General features: G+C 72.9%; 13 protein-coding genes. 6 read left to right on the forward strand and 7 right to left on the reverse strand.

Annotated features, from left to right (window positions below; genetic code table 11):
- Positions 1-58: 58 nt before the first annotated feature.
- Positions 59-583: an SRPBCC family protein gene (locus AC0QU1_RS19800; protein ID WP_483571767.1), complete on the forward strand. Its 525-nt coding sequence runs from the start codon at positions 59-61 to the stop codon at positions 581-583.
- Between the two features lie 109 nt (positions 584-692).
- On the opposite strand, the gene ku is transcribed toward AC0QU1_RS19800, so the two are convergent.
- Positions 693-1,502, reverse strand: a complete 810-nt coding sequence (gene ku, locus AC0QU1_RS19805) for a non-homologous end joining protein Ku (protein WP_483571768.1) — start codon at positions 1,500-1,502, stop codon at positions 693-695.
- Positions 1,503-1,581: 79 nt separating this feature from the next.
- Complete coding sequence (locus tag AC0QU1_RS19810) at positions 1,582-1,899, reverse strand: glutaredoxin family protein (RefSeq protein ID WP_483576749.1); 318 nt, start codon at positions 1,897-1,899, stop codon at positions 1,582-1,584.
- A gap of 106 nt (positions 1,900-2,005) precedes the next feature.
- Here AC0QU1_RS19810 and AC0QU1_RS19815 point away from each other — a divergent pair, with 106 nt between their 5' ends.
- The gene (locus AC0QU1_RS19815) at positions 2,006-4,486 is read left to right on the forward strand and encodes an ATP-dependent DNA ligase (protein WP_483571769.1); all 2,481 of its coding nucleotides are present in this window, start codon (positions 2,006-2,008) and stop codon (positions 4,484-4,486) included.
- A gap of 216 nt (positions 4,487-4,702) precedes the next feature.
- Positions 4,703-5,626, forward strand: a complete 924-nt coding sequence (locus AC0QU1_RS19820; protein ID WP_483571770.1) for an NADP-dependent oxidoreductase — start codon at positions 4,703-4,705, stop codon at positions 5,624-5,626.
- Positions 5,627-5,744: 118 nt separating this feature from the next.
- Here AC0QU1_RS19820 and AC0QU1_RS19825 read toward each other — a convergent pair whose 3' ends face one another.
- From AC0QU1_RS19825 to AC0QU1_RS19845, 5 genes are all read right to left on the reverse strand, one after another.
- On the reverse strand, positions 5,745-6,272 hold the full coding sequence (locus AC0QU1_RS19825) for a GNAT family N-acetyltransferase (protein ID WP_483571772.1): 528 nt from the start codon (positions 6,270-6,272) through the stop codon (positions 5,745-5,747).
- Positions 6,269-6,709 carry a VOC family protein gene (locus AC0QU1_RS19830; protein WP_483571773.1) on the reverse strand — a complete coding sequence of 147 codons (441 nt, stop codon included), beginning with the start codon at positions 6,707-6,709 and terminating at the stop codon, positions 6,269-6,271. Before AC0QU1_RS19830 ends, AC0QU1_RS19825 begins: the two co-directional genes overlap by 4 nt.
- 120 nt (positions 6,710-6,829) lie before the next feature.
- Positions 6,830-7,771, reverse strand: coding sequence for a hypothetical protein (locus AC0QU1_RS19835; protein ID WP_483571775.1), 942 nt, complete (start codon positions 7,769-7,771; stop codon positions 6,830-6,832).
- Positions 7,772-8,175: 404 nt separating this feature from the next.
- Positions 8,176-9,069 (reverse strand): siderophore-interacting protein, encoded by an 894-nt coding sequence (locus AC0QU1_RS19840; RefSeq protein ID WP_483571777.1) that lies wholly within the window; start codon positions 9,067-9,069, stop codon positions 8,176-8,178.
- A 19-nt stretch (positions 9,070-9,088) separates the two neighbouring features.
- Positions 9,089-10,477 carry a DHA2 family efflux MFS transporter permease subunit gene (locus AC0QU1_RS19845; RefSeq protein WP_483571778.1) on the reverse strand — a complete coding sequence of 463 codons (1,389 nt, stop codon included), beginning with the start codon at positions 10,475-10,477 and terminating at the stop codon, positions 9,089-9,091.
- Positions 10,478-10,564: 87 nt separating this feature from the next.
- On the opposite strand from AC0QU1_RS19845, the gene AC0QU1_RS19850 reads away from it, so the two are divergent.
- From AC0QU1_RS19850 to AC0QU1_RS19860, 3 genes are all read left to right on the forward strand, one after another.
- The gene (locus AC0QU1_RS19850) at positions 10,565-11,104 is read left to right on the forward strand and encodes a GNAT family N-acetyltransferase (RefSeq protein ID WP_483571780.1); all 540 of its coding nucleotides are present in this window, start codon (positions 10,565-10,567) and stop codon (positions 11,102-11,104) included.
- A 247-nt stretch (positions 11,105-11,351) separates the two neighbouring features.
- On the forward strand, positions 11,352-11,987 hold the full coding sequence (locus AC0QU1_RS19855; RefSeq protein ID WP_483571781.1) for a GNAT family N-acetyltransferase: 636 nt from the start codon (positions 11,352-11,354) through the stop codon (positions 11,985-11,987).
- 56 nt (positions 11,988-12,043) lie between these two features.
- Positions 12,044-13,279 carry a GNAT family N-acetyltransferase gene (locus AC0QU1_RS19860; RefSeq protein ID WP_483571783.1) on the forward strand — a complete coding sequence of 412 codons (1,236 nt, stop codon included), beginning with the start codon at positions 12,044-12,046 and terminating at the stop codon, positions 13,277-13,279.
- Positions 13,280-13,309 lie beyond the last annotated feature (30 nt).

The following is a 13,309-nucleotide window of genomic DNA, read 5'->3' on the forward strand; positions in this document are numbered from 1 at the left end:
TGCACCCGCCGCGCACGTGCTCCGACGCCGTCCGCCCGGCACACGGCACGATGGGTCCGTGTTCGTCCTGGAGTCCGTCTGGCGTCCGGCCGCCCCAGTGACGCGGGTCTGGTCGGTGCTCGCCGACCCCCGGTTCACCTGGCCCGACTGGTGGCCGGGGCTGACGGCGTCGGCGACCCATCCCGTCGTGGGACCGGACGGGCTGGCGGCGCCCGGGGCGTGGGCCCGGCTGCGGGTCCGCAGCCCGCTGGGGTACGCGCTGCGGTTCCGGCTGGACCTCGCGGCGACGACGGCGCCGTCGGACGGCGTGCCCGGGCGGGCCCGGCTGGACGTCTCCGGGGACCTGGCGGGGCGGGCGGAGGTGACGGTCTCGCCCGGCCTGACCGTTCGGAGCGCAGGCCGACCGGGCGCGGACGACGCGGACGAACCGGCCGTCACCGAGGTACGACTCGTCTGGCGGGTAGCCCCCGTGCCGGCCTGGTTCCGCGCGGCGTCCCGGATCACTCCGGGTCCACTCGCTTGGGCGCACGCCCACGTGATGCACGCCGGCGAGCGCGGCCTGTCGCTACACCTCCGCGAGTGAACTCACCATGGTCTGCAGTCAGCCGCGCGAAGTCGGCACTCGGCATTGAGATCGGTCCAGGCCTGTGCCGATCTCGATGCCAAGTGCCGATCTCAATGCAAAGGGGCGCCTAGCCCGTCTTGCGGCGGGACTTCTTCGCGTCCGCGACGCTGCGTTTGAGGGCCTCCATGAGGTCGACCACCTCGGCGCCCTCGCCCTCACCCTCTGCCGCCTCGCCGAACGTCGCCGCCGTGTCGACGCTCTCGCCCGCCTCCAGCTTGGCGTCGACGAGCTTGCGGAGCTGCACCTGGTACTCGTCCTCGTAGTCCTCTGGCGTGAAGTCGGCCTCGAAGCTGCTGACGAGCTGGGCCGACATCGTGAGCTCCTTGTCGGTGACCTTCGCGGGCTCGTCGAGGGACGGGAACGCGGCCTCGCGGATCTCGTCGGCCCACAGGAGCGTCTGGAGCACGAGCACCTCCTCGCGCACCCGCAGCGCCGCCAGCCGGGTGCGCTGCCGCAGCGCGAACTTCACGATGGCGGTGCGGTCGGTCTCCTCCAGTGTGCGGCGCAGCAGCACGTACGCCTTCGTGGACTTGGAGTCGGGCTCCAGGTAGTAGGTCCGGTCGAACATGATGGGGTCGATCTGCTCGCTGGGCACGAACTCGACCACCGAGATCTCCCGGTCCCGCTCGGCGGGCAGGTCGGCGAGGTCCTTCTTGGTGAGCACCACCGTGCGCTCGCCGTCGTCGTAGGCGCGGTCGATGTGCTCGTACGGCACCACCTCGCCGTCGATCTCGCACACGCGCTTGTACCGGATGCGTCCGCCGTCGGCGTCGTGCACCTGGTGGAGCGGCACGTCGTGGTCCTCGGTCGCGCTGTACAGCTTGACCGGGACGTTGACGAGACCGAAGGTCACGGCACCCTTCCAGATCGCCCTCATGCTTCTATAGTGCGCCCCAAGCGCACTACATGCCCAGGTTTCGGTCTCCGCCGACGTCGCGGCAGGGCCCGGGCGGGCGTCAGAGGCCGGAGCGGTCCAGCTTCGCCGCGAGCTCCGCGTTGGTGGGCTCCACGAGGTGCTCGCCGTCGGGAAAGACGAGGACCGGGATGGTCTTTCGCCCGGTCAGCGCCTCGGCCTCGTCGGCGCGGGCGGGGTGGGCGACGAGATCCACGTAGTCGTAGTCCACGCGCCGCACGTCGAGCACCGCCTTGCTGCGCCGGCAGTCGCGGCACCACTCGGCGCCGTAGACCGTGAGCCGTGCGGGACGGCCGACCGGGGCGCGTTCGGCGGCCGTCGGGTGTGTTGTGAAGACGTCAGTCGACGCGTCGTCCGAAATCACGCGCCGGAGCCTAGCGGAGTATCCGCCGCGAGTTCGACACCGCACTCAGGACGACGCAGACAAACACCGGGCGGGTGACCACGACGGGCGGCACGATGGTGGGATGGCGACCACACAGCACATGGTGACCGTGGACGGGCACCGCCTGCGCCTGAGCAACCTCGACAAGGTGCTGTACCCGGCGTCGGGCACCACCAAGGGCGAGGTGCTGCACTACCTGGCGCAGGTCGCGCCCGTGCTGCTGCCGCACGCCGCCAACCGCCCGGCCACGCGCAAACGCTGGCCCGACGGCACCGGTGGCCAGATGTTCTTCCAGAAGAACCTCGACGCCTCCACCCCCGACTGGGTCAAGCGGCGGTCGATCCAGCACAAGAAGTCGTCCAACGACTACGTGCTGGTCAACGACCTGGCGACGCTGACCTGGCTGGGCCAGACGGCGACCCTCGAGCTGCACACCCCGCAGTGGCAGTTCGGCCGCACGGGCGCACGCCTCGACCCGGACCGCCTCGTGCTCGACCTCGACCCCGGCCCGGGCGCCGGCCTGCCCGAGTGCGCACAGGTCGCCCGCTGGGCCCGCGAGATCCTGCAGGGTATGGGCCTGGAGCCGTACCCGGTCACGTCCGGGTCCAAGGGCATCCACCTGTACGCGGCCCTCGGCAAGGCGGCCGACACCCGGCTCGACTCGGACGCCGTGTCCGCCGTCGCGCACGAGCTCGCCCGCTACCTCGAGTCCGAGCACCCCGACCTCGTCGTCAGCGACATGAGCAAGACCCTGCGGCCCGGCAAGGTCCTGGTCGACTGGTCGCAGAACAACGGGAGCAAGACCACCATCGCGCCCTACTCCCTGCGCGGCCTCGACCGGCCGTGGGTGGCGGCGCCCCGCACCTGGGCTGAGCTGGACGACCCGAAGCTGGCCCACCTCACGCCCGACGAGGTGCTCGCACGCGTCGAGGCCGACGGCGACCTCCTCGCCCCGCTGCTGGAAGGGCACCGCTCGGCCCTCGAGCCGACGCCGGAGCGGATGGCCACCTTCCAGAAGCTGGAGACCTACCGGGCCAAGCGCGACCCGGCCAAGACCCCCGAACCCTTCGGCCCCGACGCGCAGGCCGAAGCGGCCCGGGAGGCGGGGCAGGCCACGTTCGTCATCCAGGAGCACCACGCCCGCCGCCTGCACTGGGACTTCCGCCTCGAGCACGACGGCGTGCTCGTGAGCTGGGCGCTCCCGCGCGGCGAGCCCACCGACCCGGACAAGAACCACCTGGCCGTCCAGACCGAGGACCACCCCCTGGAGTACGGCTCCTTCGAGGGCAGCATCCCGGCGGGCGAGTACGGCGCGGGCGAGGTCACCATCTGGGACTCCGGCACCTACGACCTGGAGAAGTGGCGCGACGACGAGGTGATCGTCACCCTCCGCTCCGACCGGCGCGGGTCCCGGCGGCTGGCGCTGATCCGCACCGGCGGCCGCCACGGCGACGCCGAGAACAACTGGCTGATCCACCTCATGGCACCCAAGGGCACCCCGCCGGCCCGCCCGAAGACCCGCACCAGGCGCGGCACGGACGAGCCGGCCGACGCCGCCGGTCCGACGTCGGACAGCCGACGGCCCATGCTGGCGACCGCCGCCGAACCCGGCGACCTGACCGAACCGGACGACTGGGTGTTCGAGATGAAGTGGGACGGGTTCCGCACCCTCGCCCACCTCCAGGACCCCGAGACGATGCACCTGATCAGCCGCTCCGGCCAGGACCTCACGGTCACGTTCCCCGAGCTCGGCGTGCTCGCGGGCCAGGTCGACGCCGACCGGTTCCCCCTGGTGCTCGACGGCGAGATCGTCGCGCTCGACCGCGACGGCCGCCCCGACTTCCGCCGCCTCCAGCTCCGCGCCAACCTGCGCAAGGAGCGCGACGTCGCCCGCGCGCGGGCCCGCGTCCAGGTGGACCTCATGCTCTTCGACATCCTGGTGGCCGACGGCCACGACGTCACCGGCCGCCCCTACACCGAGCGGCGCGAGCTCCTGGAGTCCCTCGTCACGCCGCACGCCCCGGTCCACCTCCCGCCCGCGTTCGACGGCGACCTCGACGCCGCCCTGCGCACCTCGCGCTCCCTGCGGCTGGAGGGCGTCGTCGCCAAGCGCCGCACCTCCACCTACGCGGGACGGCGGTCGCGCGAGTGGCTCAAGGTCAAGCACAAGGCGATGCAGGAGATCGTCGTCGCGGGCTGGCGCCCGGGCCGGGCGGACGCCTCGGTGATGGGCTCGCTGCTCATGGCGGTGCCGGACGGCGACGACCTGCGCTACGTCGGGCGCGTCGGCACGGGCTTCACCGAGCGCGAGCGCCGCGAGATCACCACGCGGCTACGGGGCATGGAACGCAAGACGCCGGGCGTGGTGGGCGTGCCGGCGGAGGACGCGTCCGACGCCCACTGGGTCAGCCCGAAGCTCGTGGCGGAGGTCACGTACGCCGACTGGGCAGAGGGCACCGACGGCGCGTCGGGCGAGCGCCGGATGCGGCACTCGGTGTGGCGGGGGTGGCGGCCGGACAAGGAGCCGGCGGAGGTCGAGGTGGAGCTGCCGGGCGGGGTTTGAGCTGGTCGGGCCGGGCTGGGGCCGGCCGGAGCCGGGCTCGGGCGGGCCGCGCCACGCCACGCCGGGGCGGGTTCGAGCGGGGCGGCTGGCGCCGGGCCAGGCTCGGGCGGGACCGCGCCGGGGCGGGCTCGGGCGGGGCGGGCTCGCGCCGGGCCGTTTGGGCGGGGCCCGCGCCACGCCGGAATACCGGCGTCCGCGGGGCCGGTTGTCGCCGGTATGCGAGCGATCACCTACACCCGTTTCGGCAGCGCGGACGTCCTGGAGCTCACCGAGCAGCCCGACCCGCACATCGGCCCCGACACCCTCGTGGTGCGGGTCAGAGCGGCGTCGGTCAACCCGGTGGACTGGAAGATCCGCGAGGGCCGGCTAGAGGGCGTCATCGACGTGCAGTTCCCCGCGATCCCGGGCTGGGACGTCGCGGGCGTGGTCGAGCAGGTCGGCCTGGACACCCCCGAGTTCCAGGTGGGCGACGAGGTCTACGGCTACGTGCGCAAGGACACCGTGCAGGGCGGCACCTTCGCCGAGCTCGTCGCCGCGCCGGTGCGCACCCTGGCTCGCAAGCCGGCGTCGCTGAGCTTCGAGGAGGCGGCGGCCGTGCCGCTCGCGGGCCTCACCGCCTACCAGGCGATCCAGCGTTCTGGCGTCAAGGAGGGTCAGACCGTGCTGGTGCACGCGGCGGCCGGCGGCGTCGGCGCGTTCGCCGTGCAGATCGCCAGGGCCCGCGGCGCACGCGTCATCGGCACCGCGAGCGAGGCGAACCACGAGTTCCTGCGCGGCCTCGGCACCGAGCCCGTCACCTACGGCGACGGCCTGACGGACCGCGTCCGCACGCTCGCGCCCGGCGGCGTCGACGTGATCCTCGACTTCGCGGGCGGCGGCGCCGTCGCCTCCACCACCAGCCTCCTGGCCGACGGCGGCACGGTCACCTCGATCGCCGACCCCACCGCCCGCAGCGAGCACGGCGGGCAGTACGTCTGGGTGCGCCCGTCGACGGCCGACCTCGACGCGCTCACCGCCCTGTTCGACGCGGGCGAGCTCTCGGTCGAGCTCGCCCAGGTCTTCGACCTGACCGACGCCGCGGAGGCACACCGAGCCAACGAGACGGGCCACACCCGCGGCAAGGTGGTCGTCCGGGTGTAAGGGGCGCTGCGGCCCGTGTGGTCGGCAAACTGTCAGGTGATCGGCATTCCGGGGTACCGATCACCTGACATTCTGCCGACTACGCGGGCGCCGCCCACCCTGGCGAGCTCCGCCCGGGTCAGCCGTAGACCGGTGGGTAGGTGATCTTGCCGCGCAGGGTGGGGGTGTTCGGGTCGTAGGTCGGGAGCAGGTAGACCTGGGCCGCCTCGGGCGGGGCCCAGTCCGGCAGGTGCATCTCGATCCCGTGGTCGCGGGCCGAGACGAAGCCGAGCGCGCCGTAGTACGCCGGGCTGCCCTCCAGCACCACGTAGGGCTCGCCCGCCGCCTCGGCACCCGCGAGCGCCGCACGGACCAGGGCGGCTCCGATGCCGCGCCGCTGCCGGTCGGGGCTGACGGCCAGCGGGGTGAGCATCGCCGCCGTGCGTTCGCCGGTGCTGTGGGTGACGGTGCAGCCGGTGATCATGACGCAGCCGACCACCTCGCCGTCGGCCACCGCGACCAGCGACGTCGCGGGCCGGTAGATCCACGACTCGCGGATCCGCTCGACCCCGTCGGCGACTTCCTCGTCGCCGAAGGCCGCGATCAGCACCGCCCGGATCGCCGCAAAGTCCTCGGGCTGCTCGGGCCGGACGTCCCAGCCGCTCACGCGTCGGCCCGCTCGGCCGGATTGGCGGGCGCGGACTGCCCGGCCGCCTCGACCTCGGCGGTCGAGCGCAGGATGCAGAACTCGTTGCCCTCGGGATCGGCGAGCACCACCCAGCCGGAGCCGGGCCCGTAGATCCCGCGGCGGTCGGCGACGACCGTGGCGCCGTGCGCGGTCACCCGCTCGATCTCGGTGTCCCGCAGGTCGGCGCGCGGGCGCAGGTCCAGATGCAGCCGGTTCTTGACCGTCTTGCCCTCCGGCACCTCGACGAACAGGATGTTCACGCCCGTGCCCGCCGGATCACTGATCATGCACTCGTCGTGCCCCGGCAGATTGGGGTCGCCGGGCACGTCCTCGTACCCGAGCACGGGTTTCCACCACTCGGAGAGCGAATAGGCGTCGCCACAGTCCACGGTCACATGCGAGACAAAGGAAGCCACTCCGGGACCCTGACACACGGGCGCCCACGGGCCAACCAGATTTCGTGTGGTCGGCAGAATGTCAGGTGATCGGCATTCCGAGTTACCGATCACCTGACATTTTGCCGACCACACGGGTTCTTACCCGGTCGGAGGGGGTGGGAGGTCGCGGAGGGGGCGGAGAGCTGCCCGGGCTGTGTCCGGGATGTGGTTGAGGAGCCGTGCTAGGGCCTGGGTGGGGGTGTCCGATGACGTTACGCGCACGACTCCCCAGCGCTCTTCCCGGAGATAGTCCTCGCGGCGCTTCTCGTCGAACAGCGCACTGTCGGCGTCGTGCCCGGGACCGAGCGCACCGCGCACGTATTTGACCCGACCGTCGAACTCGGCCAGCAGCCTGAACGCCTCCCAGCCCAGGTCGGCCCGGAACTCGCCGTGGGGCGTGCGCACCCGGAGCTGCGTGACCGGACGAGGCAGGCCGGCCCGCAGGACGAGATAGCGCAGCCACGTCTCCCACGCCGACTCCGCGCCGCCGTCCGCCAGCTCCAGCACGAGTCTCGCCCGACGACGGCCACGCGGGTCACGCCGAGCCCCCACCGACGTGAGGGCGGCCGCTCGATCCATCCCGAGCGCGAGCGCATGGTCCGCGATGACGAGCGCGAGCAGCGGATGCAGGGAAGTGCAGCAGTCGGCGACCGTCCGCACCAGGCTCGTCGTCGCCACGCCGTCGACCACGGTCCGCTCTTCGTCGGCGAGCGTCAGGCGGTGCCGCGAGATATCGCGGGCCGACGCCGACGACGCCCGGTACTCCTGGATCACATGGACGCTGCCCGGTAGCTGCCACAGCCGCAACCCGTGCAGGAGCGCTGCCGACTCGTGGCTCACGCACGCGTTGCGGAGCTGGGCCGCCACCGCCGTCGTGCGCGCGAGAGCAAGGGCTGCCGCGACCTGGAACCGGTCGCCGGCCGTTGCCCGTCGACTGCGGTAGGCGCCCCAGCGGATCTTCTCCACCCGGTTGTCGCGCAGCGCACGGCGCAACGCCTCTCTGTCGTTGTCGCGGGCAAGGACTATCCCCGATTCGTTCATTCAGCCCCGGTCGCGCATTCGGGGATGCCTGCGGGCCCGCCGACGCACCATCTGTGCACGAACGCCGAAAATCCACACCTGTGGTCGAACTCGTTCCCGCGGAAACCCGTAACCGCAGGCCCACCCGCCCCGACCACAAATCTCCCGGACGCAACCGCCACCCGCCGCCCCCTCCGCCCGCCCCTGTACCCCCAACTCCCGCCCGCCCGCGGGCCCCCACCCGTGCGCACCCGCCGTGCGCACCCGCCCGCGCGCACCCGTGGGCCCCCACCCGTGGACGCCCACCCGTGGATGCCCCACCCGGCTCCGCCCGCCCGCGTGGTCGGCAAAGTGTCAGGTGATCGGCAACTCGGAATACCGATCACCTGACATTTTGCCGATCACACGGCCGACCCCCGGCCCGCTCAGCCAGGGGATGCCTTGCCGTGGCGCCAGTAGCCTACGAAGTCCACGTGCGCCTTCGGGACGGCGCGCTCGCCTACCAGGTGCCGGCGCGCGCCCGTGGCCAGCGACGACTCGCCGACCGCGAAGGCGTACACCTCGCCCGCGTGGCCCCCGAGGTCCAGGCCGCGCAGCTCGGCGAGCGCGGCCTGGCCGGGGACGGCGTGCGGGTCGGCGTCGGACCGCACCACCCACCGCAGCTCGATGCCGGACGGCGCGCGCAGCTCCTGCTTGTCCTCTGCCGTGGGCACCTCAATGACCGCGATGCCGCGGGCGTCGCCGGGGAGCGACTCGCAGATGCCCGCGACGGCGGGCAGCCCCGACTCGTCGGCGATCAGGAGCGTCCAGTCGTGCTCGTGCCGGGGGTTGTAGGCGACGCCCTGGTCGAGCAGGCCGACGCGCATGCCCCGGTCGGCCCCCTGGGCGAAGCCGGCCCCCGGCCCGGAGCCATGGTCAGCAGAGCCACGGCCGGCAGCGCCATGATCAGAAGCGCCATGGCCGGCAGCGCCGTCGGCGTCGTCGCCCCCCGCGTGCAGCACGAAGTCGATGTCGAGCTCGTTCAGGTCGGGCCGCGCGGCGCGCACGGTGTAGTTGCGCACCCAGGGTCGCTTGACCTTCGGGGTGGCCAGGTACTCGGCGTACCAGAGGGCCGACGTGCGCGTGGGCAGCCGCAGCATGTCCTGGCCGGGGCGGGGCAGGAAGAGGCGGAACCACTGGTCGTAGCCGGCCGGCGTGAACCGGGCGAGCTCGTCACCGCCGAGGGTCACGCGCATCATGTTCGGTGTGACGCGCTTGGTCTTGATCACCTCGGCCATGACCACGTGCGGGTCGACGGCTCTGAGCCCTTTGTATGCCATGAACTGAGGTTAGGCACACCTAACTAGGTTTGACCAGGGTCGCGTCGGAATCCACCCCGCGCACGTTCCGGATGCCGACGAGCGACAGCAGCCCGCCGAGCACGAGCAGGGCCGCTGTCACCAGGAGCGCCCGGTGGAACGAGGCGACGTCGAGCACCCCGCCGGTGATGATGCCGGCGAACGCGACGGTCACCAGCCCGGCCACACGCGCGACCGCGTTGTTCACCGCCGAGCCGATGCCGGCGTCCTGCGTGGGGACCGCGCCGAGGATGGCCGCCGTCAGGGGGGCCACCGTGATCGAGAGGCCCAGCCCGAACACGAGCTGACCGGGCAGCACCTGCGTGGGGTAGAAGGCGGTCTCGTCCATCGCGAGCATGAGGAGGAACCCGCCGGCCGCCACGATGGGTCCCACCGTCATGAACAGCCGCGGCCCGTACCGGCCCGCGAGGGTGCCGAACCAGGCGGACAGCGCGATCATCGCGACCGTCGTCGGGAGCTGCGCCACGCCGGACCAGGTAGCCGAGTACCCGGCGACCTGCTGCAGGAACAGCGTGATCACGAAGCCGCCCAGCGACAGCGCCCCGTAGATCGCCGTGGTGGCCAGGTTGCCCCAGGCGAAGTTGCGCGCCGCGAACAGGCGCAGCGGCAGCATGGGGTCCGCCGCCCTGCGCTGGTAGACCAGGAACGCCGCGAGCAGCACCGCACCCACGACGACGGGGATCAGCACGCCCGGTGAGGTCCACCCGAGCCGCTCCCCCTCGATCAGCCCGAACACCACGCCAGCGAGGCCGAACGCGGCCAGCGTCGCACCGGGGACGTCGACCCGCCGCCCGGGCTCACCCTCCGCTGCGGGGACCCCGCGCAGCAGCCAGAGGGTCAGCGCGATGACCGGCACGTTGATCCAGAACACCCAGCGCCACGACACGAAGTCGACCAGCATGCCGCCGACGAACGGGCCGACCACCATCGCGGCGGTCGTCCACGAGGTCCAGCGGCCGATCGCGCGCGCCTGCGCCTCACCGTTGAACGTCGCGACGATCAGGGCCAGCGAGCTCGGCACCAGCAGCGCGCCCGCGACTCCCTGCAAGGCGCGGGCGATGACGAGCACCGGGCCGGTCGGCGCCAGCGCGCACAGGATCGAGGCGACCCCGAACCCGACGAGCCCCGCGACCAGCACGCGACGCCGTCCGTAGACGTCCGACACCGAGCCGGCGACGAGCATCAGCGCGCCGAGGGTCACGAGGTAGGCGTCCACCACCCACTGCTGCAGGGCCAGCCCCGCCGGGCCCTCACCGCCGAGTTCGTCGGCGATGGCCGGCAGCGCGACGCTGACCACCGTGCTGTCGAGGAACGATACGAAGGACCCGAGGATGGCGACGAGGAGGACCCGTCTCTGCAGCGTTGTCACGGGCCTCACGCTATGCCCAGCCACTGACAGTCGCCCCGCACGCGCCGACAACTTCACCCCTGGCCGAAAATCAGGCACGATCGGCCGATGGAACGGACGATCCGGCCCGCGACCACGGACGATGCCGCTGCGTGCGCGGAGATCTACGGCTTCTACGTGCGGCACACGCACATCAGCTTCGAGTCGGAACCGCCGAGCACCGAGGAGATGGCCCACCGCATCACGAGCTGCTCGGCCCACCACGCGTGGCTCGTCGCGCAGGAGCCGGGCGGGCAGGACGTCGTCGGCTTCGCGTACGGGGCGCCGTACTCGCCGCGCGAGGCGTACCGCTGGGCCGCGGAGACCAGCGTCTACCTCGAGGCGGGCCGGCGCAGGACCGGCACGGGCCGGGCGCTGTACGAGGCGCTCTTCGACCGGCTCGCCGAACGCGGCGTCCGCCGCCTCGTGGCCGGGCTGGCCCTCCCGAACGACCCCAGCCTCGGCCTGCACGTCGCGCTGGGGTTCGAGGTGGTCGGCACCTTCCGCAAGATCGGGTGGAAGCACGGCCAGTGGCGGGACGTCATGCGCCTGCAGAAGGACCTCACGCCCGGCCTCGGCGACGCCCCACCCACCACCGACCCGGGCTGACCACCCCCGCCCAGACGCAACCCGCCCCCCGCCCGCGCGCACCCGCCCCGCGGCACCCGCCCTTGTGATCGGCAGAATGTCAGGTGATCGGCAACTCGGAATACCGATCACCTGACATTCTGCCGACCACATGGCCGGCCCCCGGCCCGCCGCCACCCAGACGCAACCCGACCTACCCGCTAGCCCCACCCCCGTCAATTCCGCCCTGCGATCGTCCCGCCCGCGCGGCACACGGCAGGATCCGGGCATGGACAGCATCGTCCGCGTCGCGACACCCGACGACGCCGCAGCCTGCGCCGCCATCTACGCCCCCTTCGTCGCCGACTCGGCGGCCACCTTCGAGACCCGCCCACCGGACTCCCGCGAGATGACGCGCCGCATCGAGCGGTTCTTCGGCCGGGAGACCTGGCTGGTGCTGGAGACCGAGGGAACCGTGGTCGGCTTCGCCTACGCCAAGCCGTTCGCCGACCGTCCGACGTTCCGCTGGACGCTCGAGACCAACGTGTACGTCGCCGCCGACCACCAGCGGCGCGGCGGCGGCCGCGCCCTGTACGAGGCGCTCCTGGCGCGGCTCGCGCGCCGCGGGTACCACCGCGTCGTCGCCAGCATCGTGCTGCCCAACGACCCCGCCATCGCGCTGCACGAGGCGGCAGGCTTCCACCGCGCGGGCTCGTTCGAGAAGATCGGCTGGAAGCTCGGCGAGTGGCGCGACGCCGTCCTCTTCCAGCGCGACCTGGTGGCGGACGACGGCCTGGCCCCCGGCAACCGCACGGCCGACGCCGAGCTGCAGGGCCTGCTCACGCCGGAGCCGCTCGAGGTCACGCGCACGCCGCTGGTGCGCCCGCACCCCGCCGAGGACGAGGTGGCCTACTTCGGCGACTGAGACCGGCCCGGATTTGGGCTCGCAGGTCCGGCCCCGAGTTGCCTAGGGTCACCTGCATGAGCCTCACCGTGCGCCCCGTCGAGTACGCAGACCAGCCGGACTACACCCGCCTGGGCGGCGAGGCGTTCGGCATGCCCGCCACGGGCGCCACCGTCCCGACCCGCGAGGAGTGGGAGGCGTCCGGCTTCCGCGAGTGGGGCGCGTTCGACGGCGACGGCCTCGCCGCCCGGCTGCGCGTCTACGGGTTCACGTCGTGGTTCCACGGCACGCAGGTGCCGACGGCGGGTGTCGCCGGCGTCGCCGTGGAGCCGGAGCGACGCGGCTCCGGCCATCTCGCGCGCCTCTTCGCCGCGGCCCTCGACGAGGCCCGCGAGGGGGGCGAGACCATCTCGACCCTCTACCCGAGCGCGCCAGGCATCTACCGCGGGCTCGGGTACGAGGTGATCGGCTCGTTCGACGACGTCGACGTCCCGCTGCAGAACCTGAACCGCGTGGCACCGCCCACCGGCGTGACGACCCGCAGGGCGACCACTGCCGACTTCGACGCCGTGGTCGCGGTGCACCGCGCGTGGGCCGCGGCGCAGAACGGGCCGATCTCGCGCGCGGAGAAGCCGTTCTGGACGCCGCCGGAGAAGTTCTTCGCCGACTACTCGGGCGTCACCCTCGCCGTCTCCGCCGACGGCCCGACCGACGACTCCGCGCGCGGCACGGGCGACGTGGTCGGCTTCGCGAGCTGGAACCGCGGCGAGGGGTTCACACCGGCCACGACGGTCATGGAGATCGACGACCTCATCGCCCTGACACCCGACGCCGCCCGCGCCCTGTGGCGCACGATCGGCAGCTTCTCGACGGTGGTCGGCACGGCGCGCGTCTCGACGTCGGGCCTCGACCCCGCGTGGCTCGTGCTGCCCGACCTCACCTCGACGGTGCACTCGGCCCACCCCTACATGCTGCGGATCCTGGACGTGGCCGGGGCGCTGGGCGGCCTGGAGTCGCCGCTGGAGGGCGCGCGGGTCCCGTTCGCCGTCCGCGGCGCGGCCGACCTCACCGGCGCCTGGACGCTCACGGTGTCCGACGGCGGCACGCACCTCGAGCGCGACGCCGTCGCCGTCGAGGACGCGCACCACGAGCGGCCGGTGCTCAGCCCGAACGGGCTCGCCCTGCTGTACGCGGGCGCGCAGTCGGCGGCGAACCTGCGGATCGCCGGCCACCTGACCGGGCCGCGCGGCCACGACGCCGTCCTGACCGCGCTGTTCGCGGGCCGCCAGGTGCACGTCCGCGACTACTTCTGACACAAGCCTCCTCTGACGCAGGCCGCTTCT

The sequence above is a fragment of the Promicromonospora noduliphila genome (genome assembly GCF_056951025.1).

Excerpts from the sequence above, each read along its gene's own strand:
- ku (WP_483571768.1), bottom strand. The coding sequence starts at position 1,502 with ATGAGGGCGATCTGGAAGGGTGCCGTGACCTTCGGTCTCGTCAACGTC.
- AC0QU1_RS19815 (WP_483571769.1), top strand. The coding sequence starts at position 2,006 with ATGGCGACCACACAGCACATGGTGACCGTGGACGGGCACCGCCTGCGC.
- AC0QU1_RS19820 (WP_483571770.1), top strand. The coding sequence starts at position 4,703 with ATGCGAGCGATCACCTACACCCGTTTCGGCAGCGCGGACGTCCTGGAG.
- AC0QU1_RS19835 (WP_483571775.1), bottom strand. The coding sequence starts at position 7,771 with ATGAACGAATCGGGGATAGTCCTTGCCCGCGACAACGACAGAGAGGCG.
- AC0QU1_RS19840 (WP_483571777.1), bottom strand. The coding sequence starts at position 9,069 with ATGGCATACAAAGGGCTCAGAGCCGTCGACCCGCACGTGGTCATGGCC.
- AC0QU1_RS19850 (WP_483571780.1), top strand. The coding sequence starts at position 10,565 with ATGGAACGGACGATCCGGCCCGCGACCACGGACGATGCCGCTGCGTGC.
- AC0QU1_RS19855 (WP_483571781.1), top strand. The coding sequence starts at position 11,352 with ATGGACAGCATCGTCCGCGTCGCGACACCCGACGACGCCGCAGCCTGC.
- AC0QU1_RS19860 (WP_483571783.1), top strand. The coding sequence starts at position 12,044 with ATGAGCCTCACCGTGCGCCCCGTCGAGTACGCAGACCAGCCGGACTAC.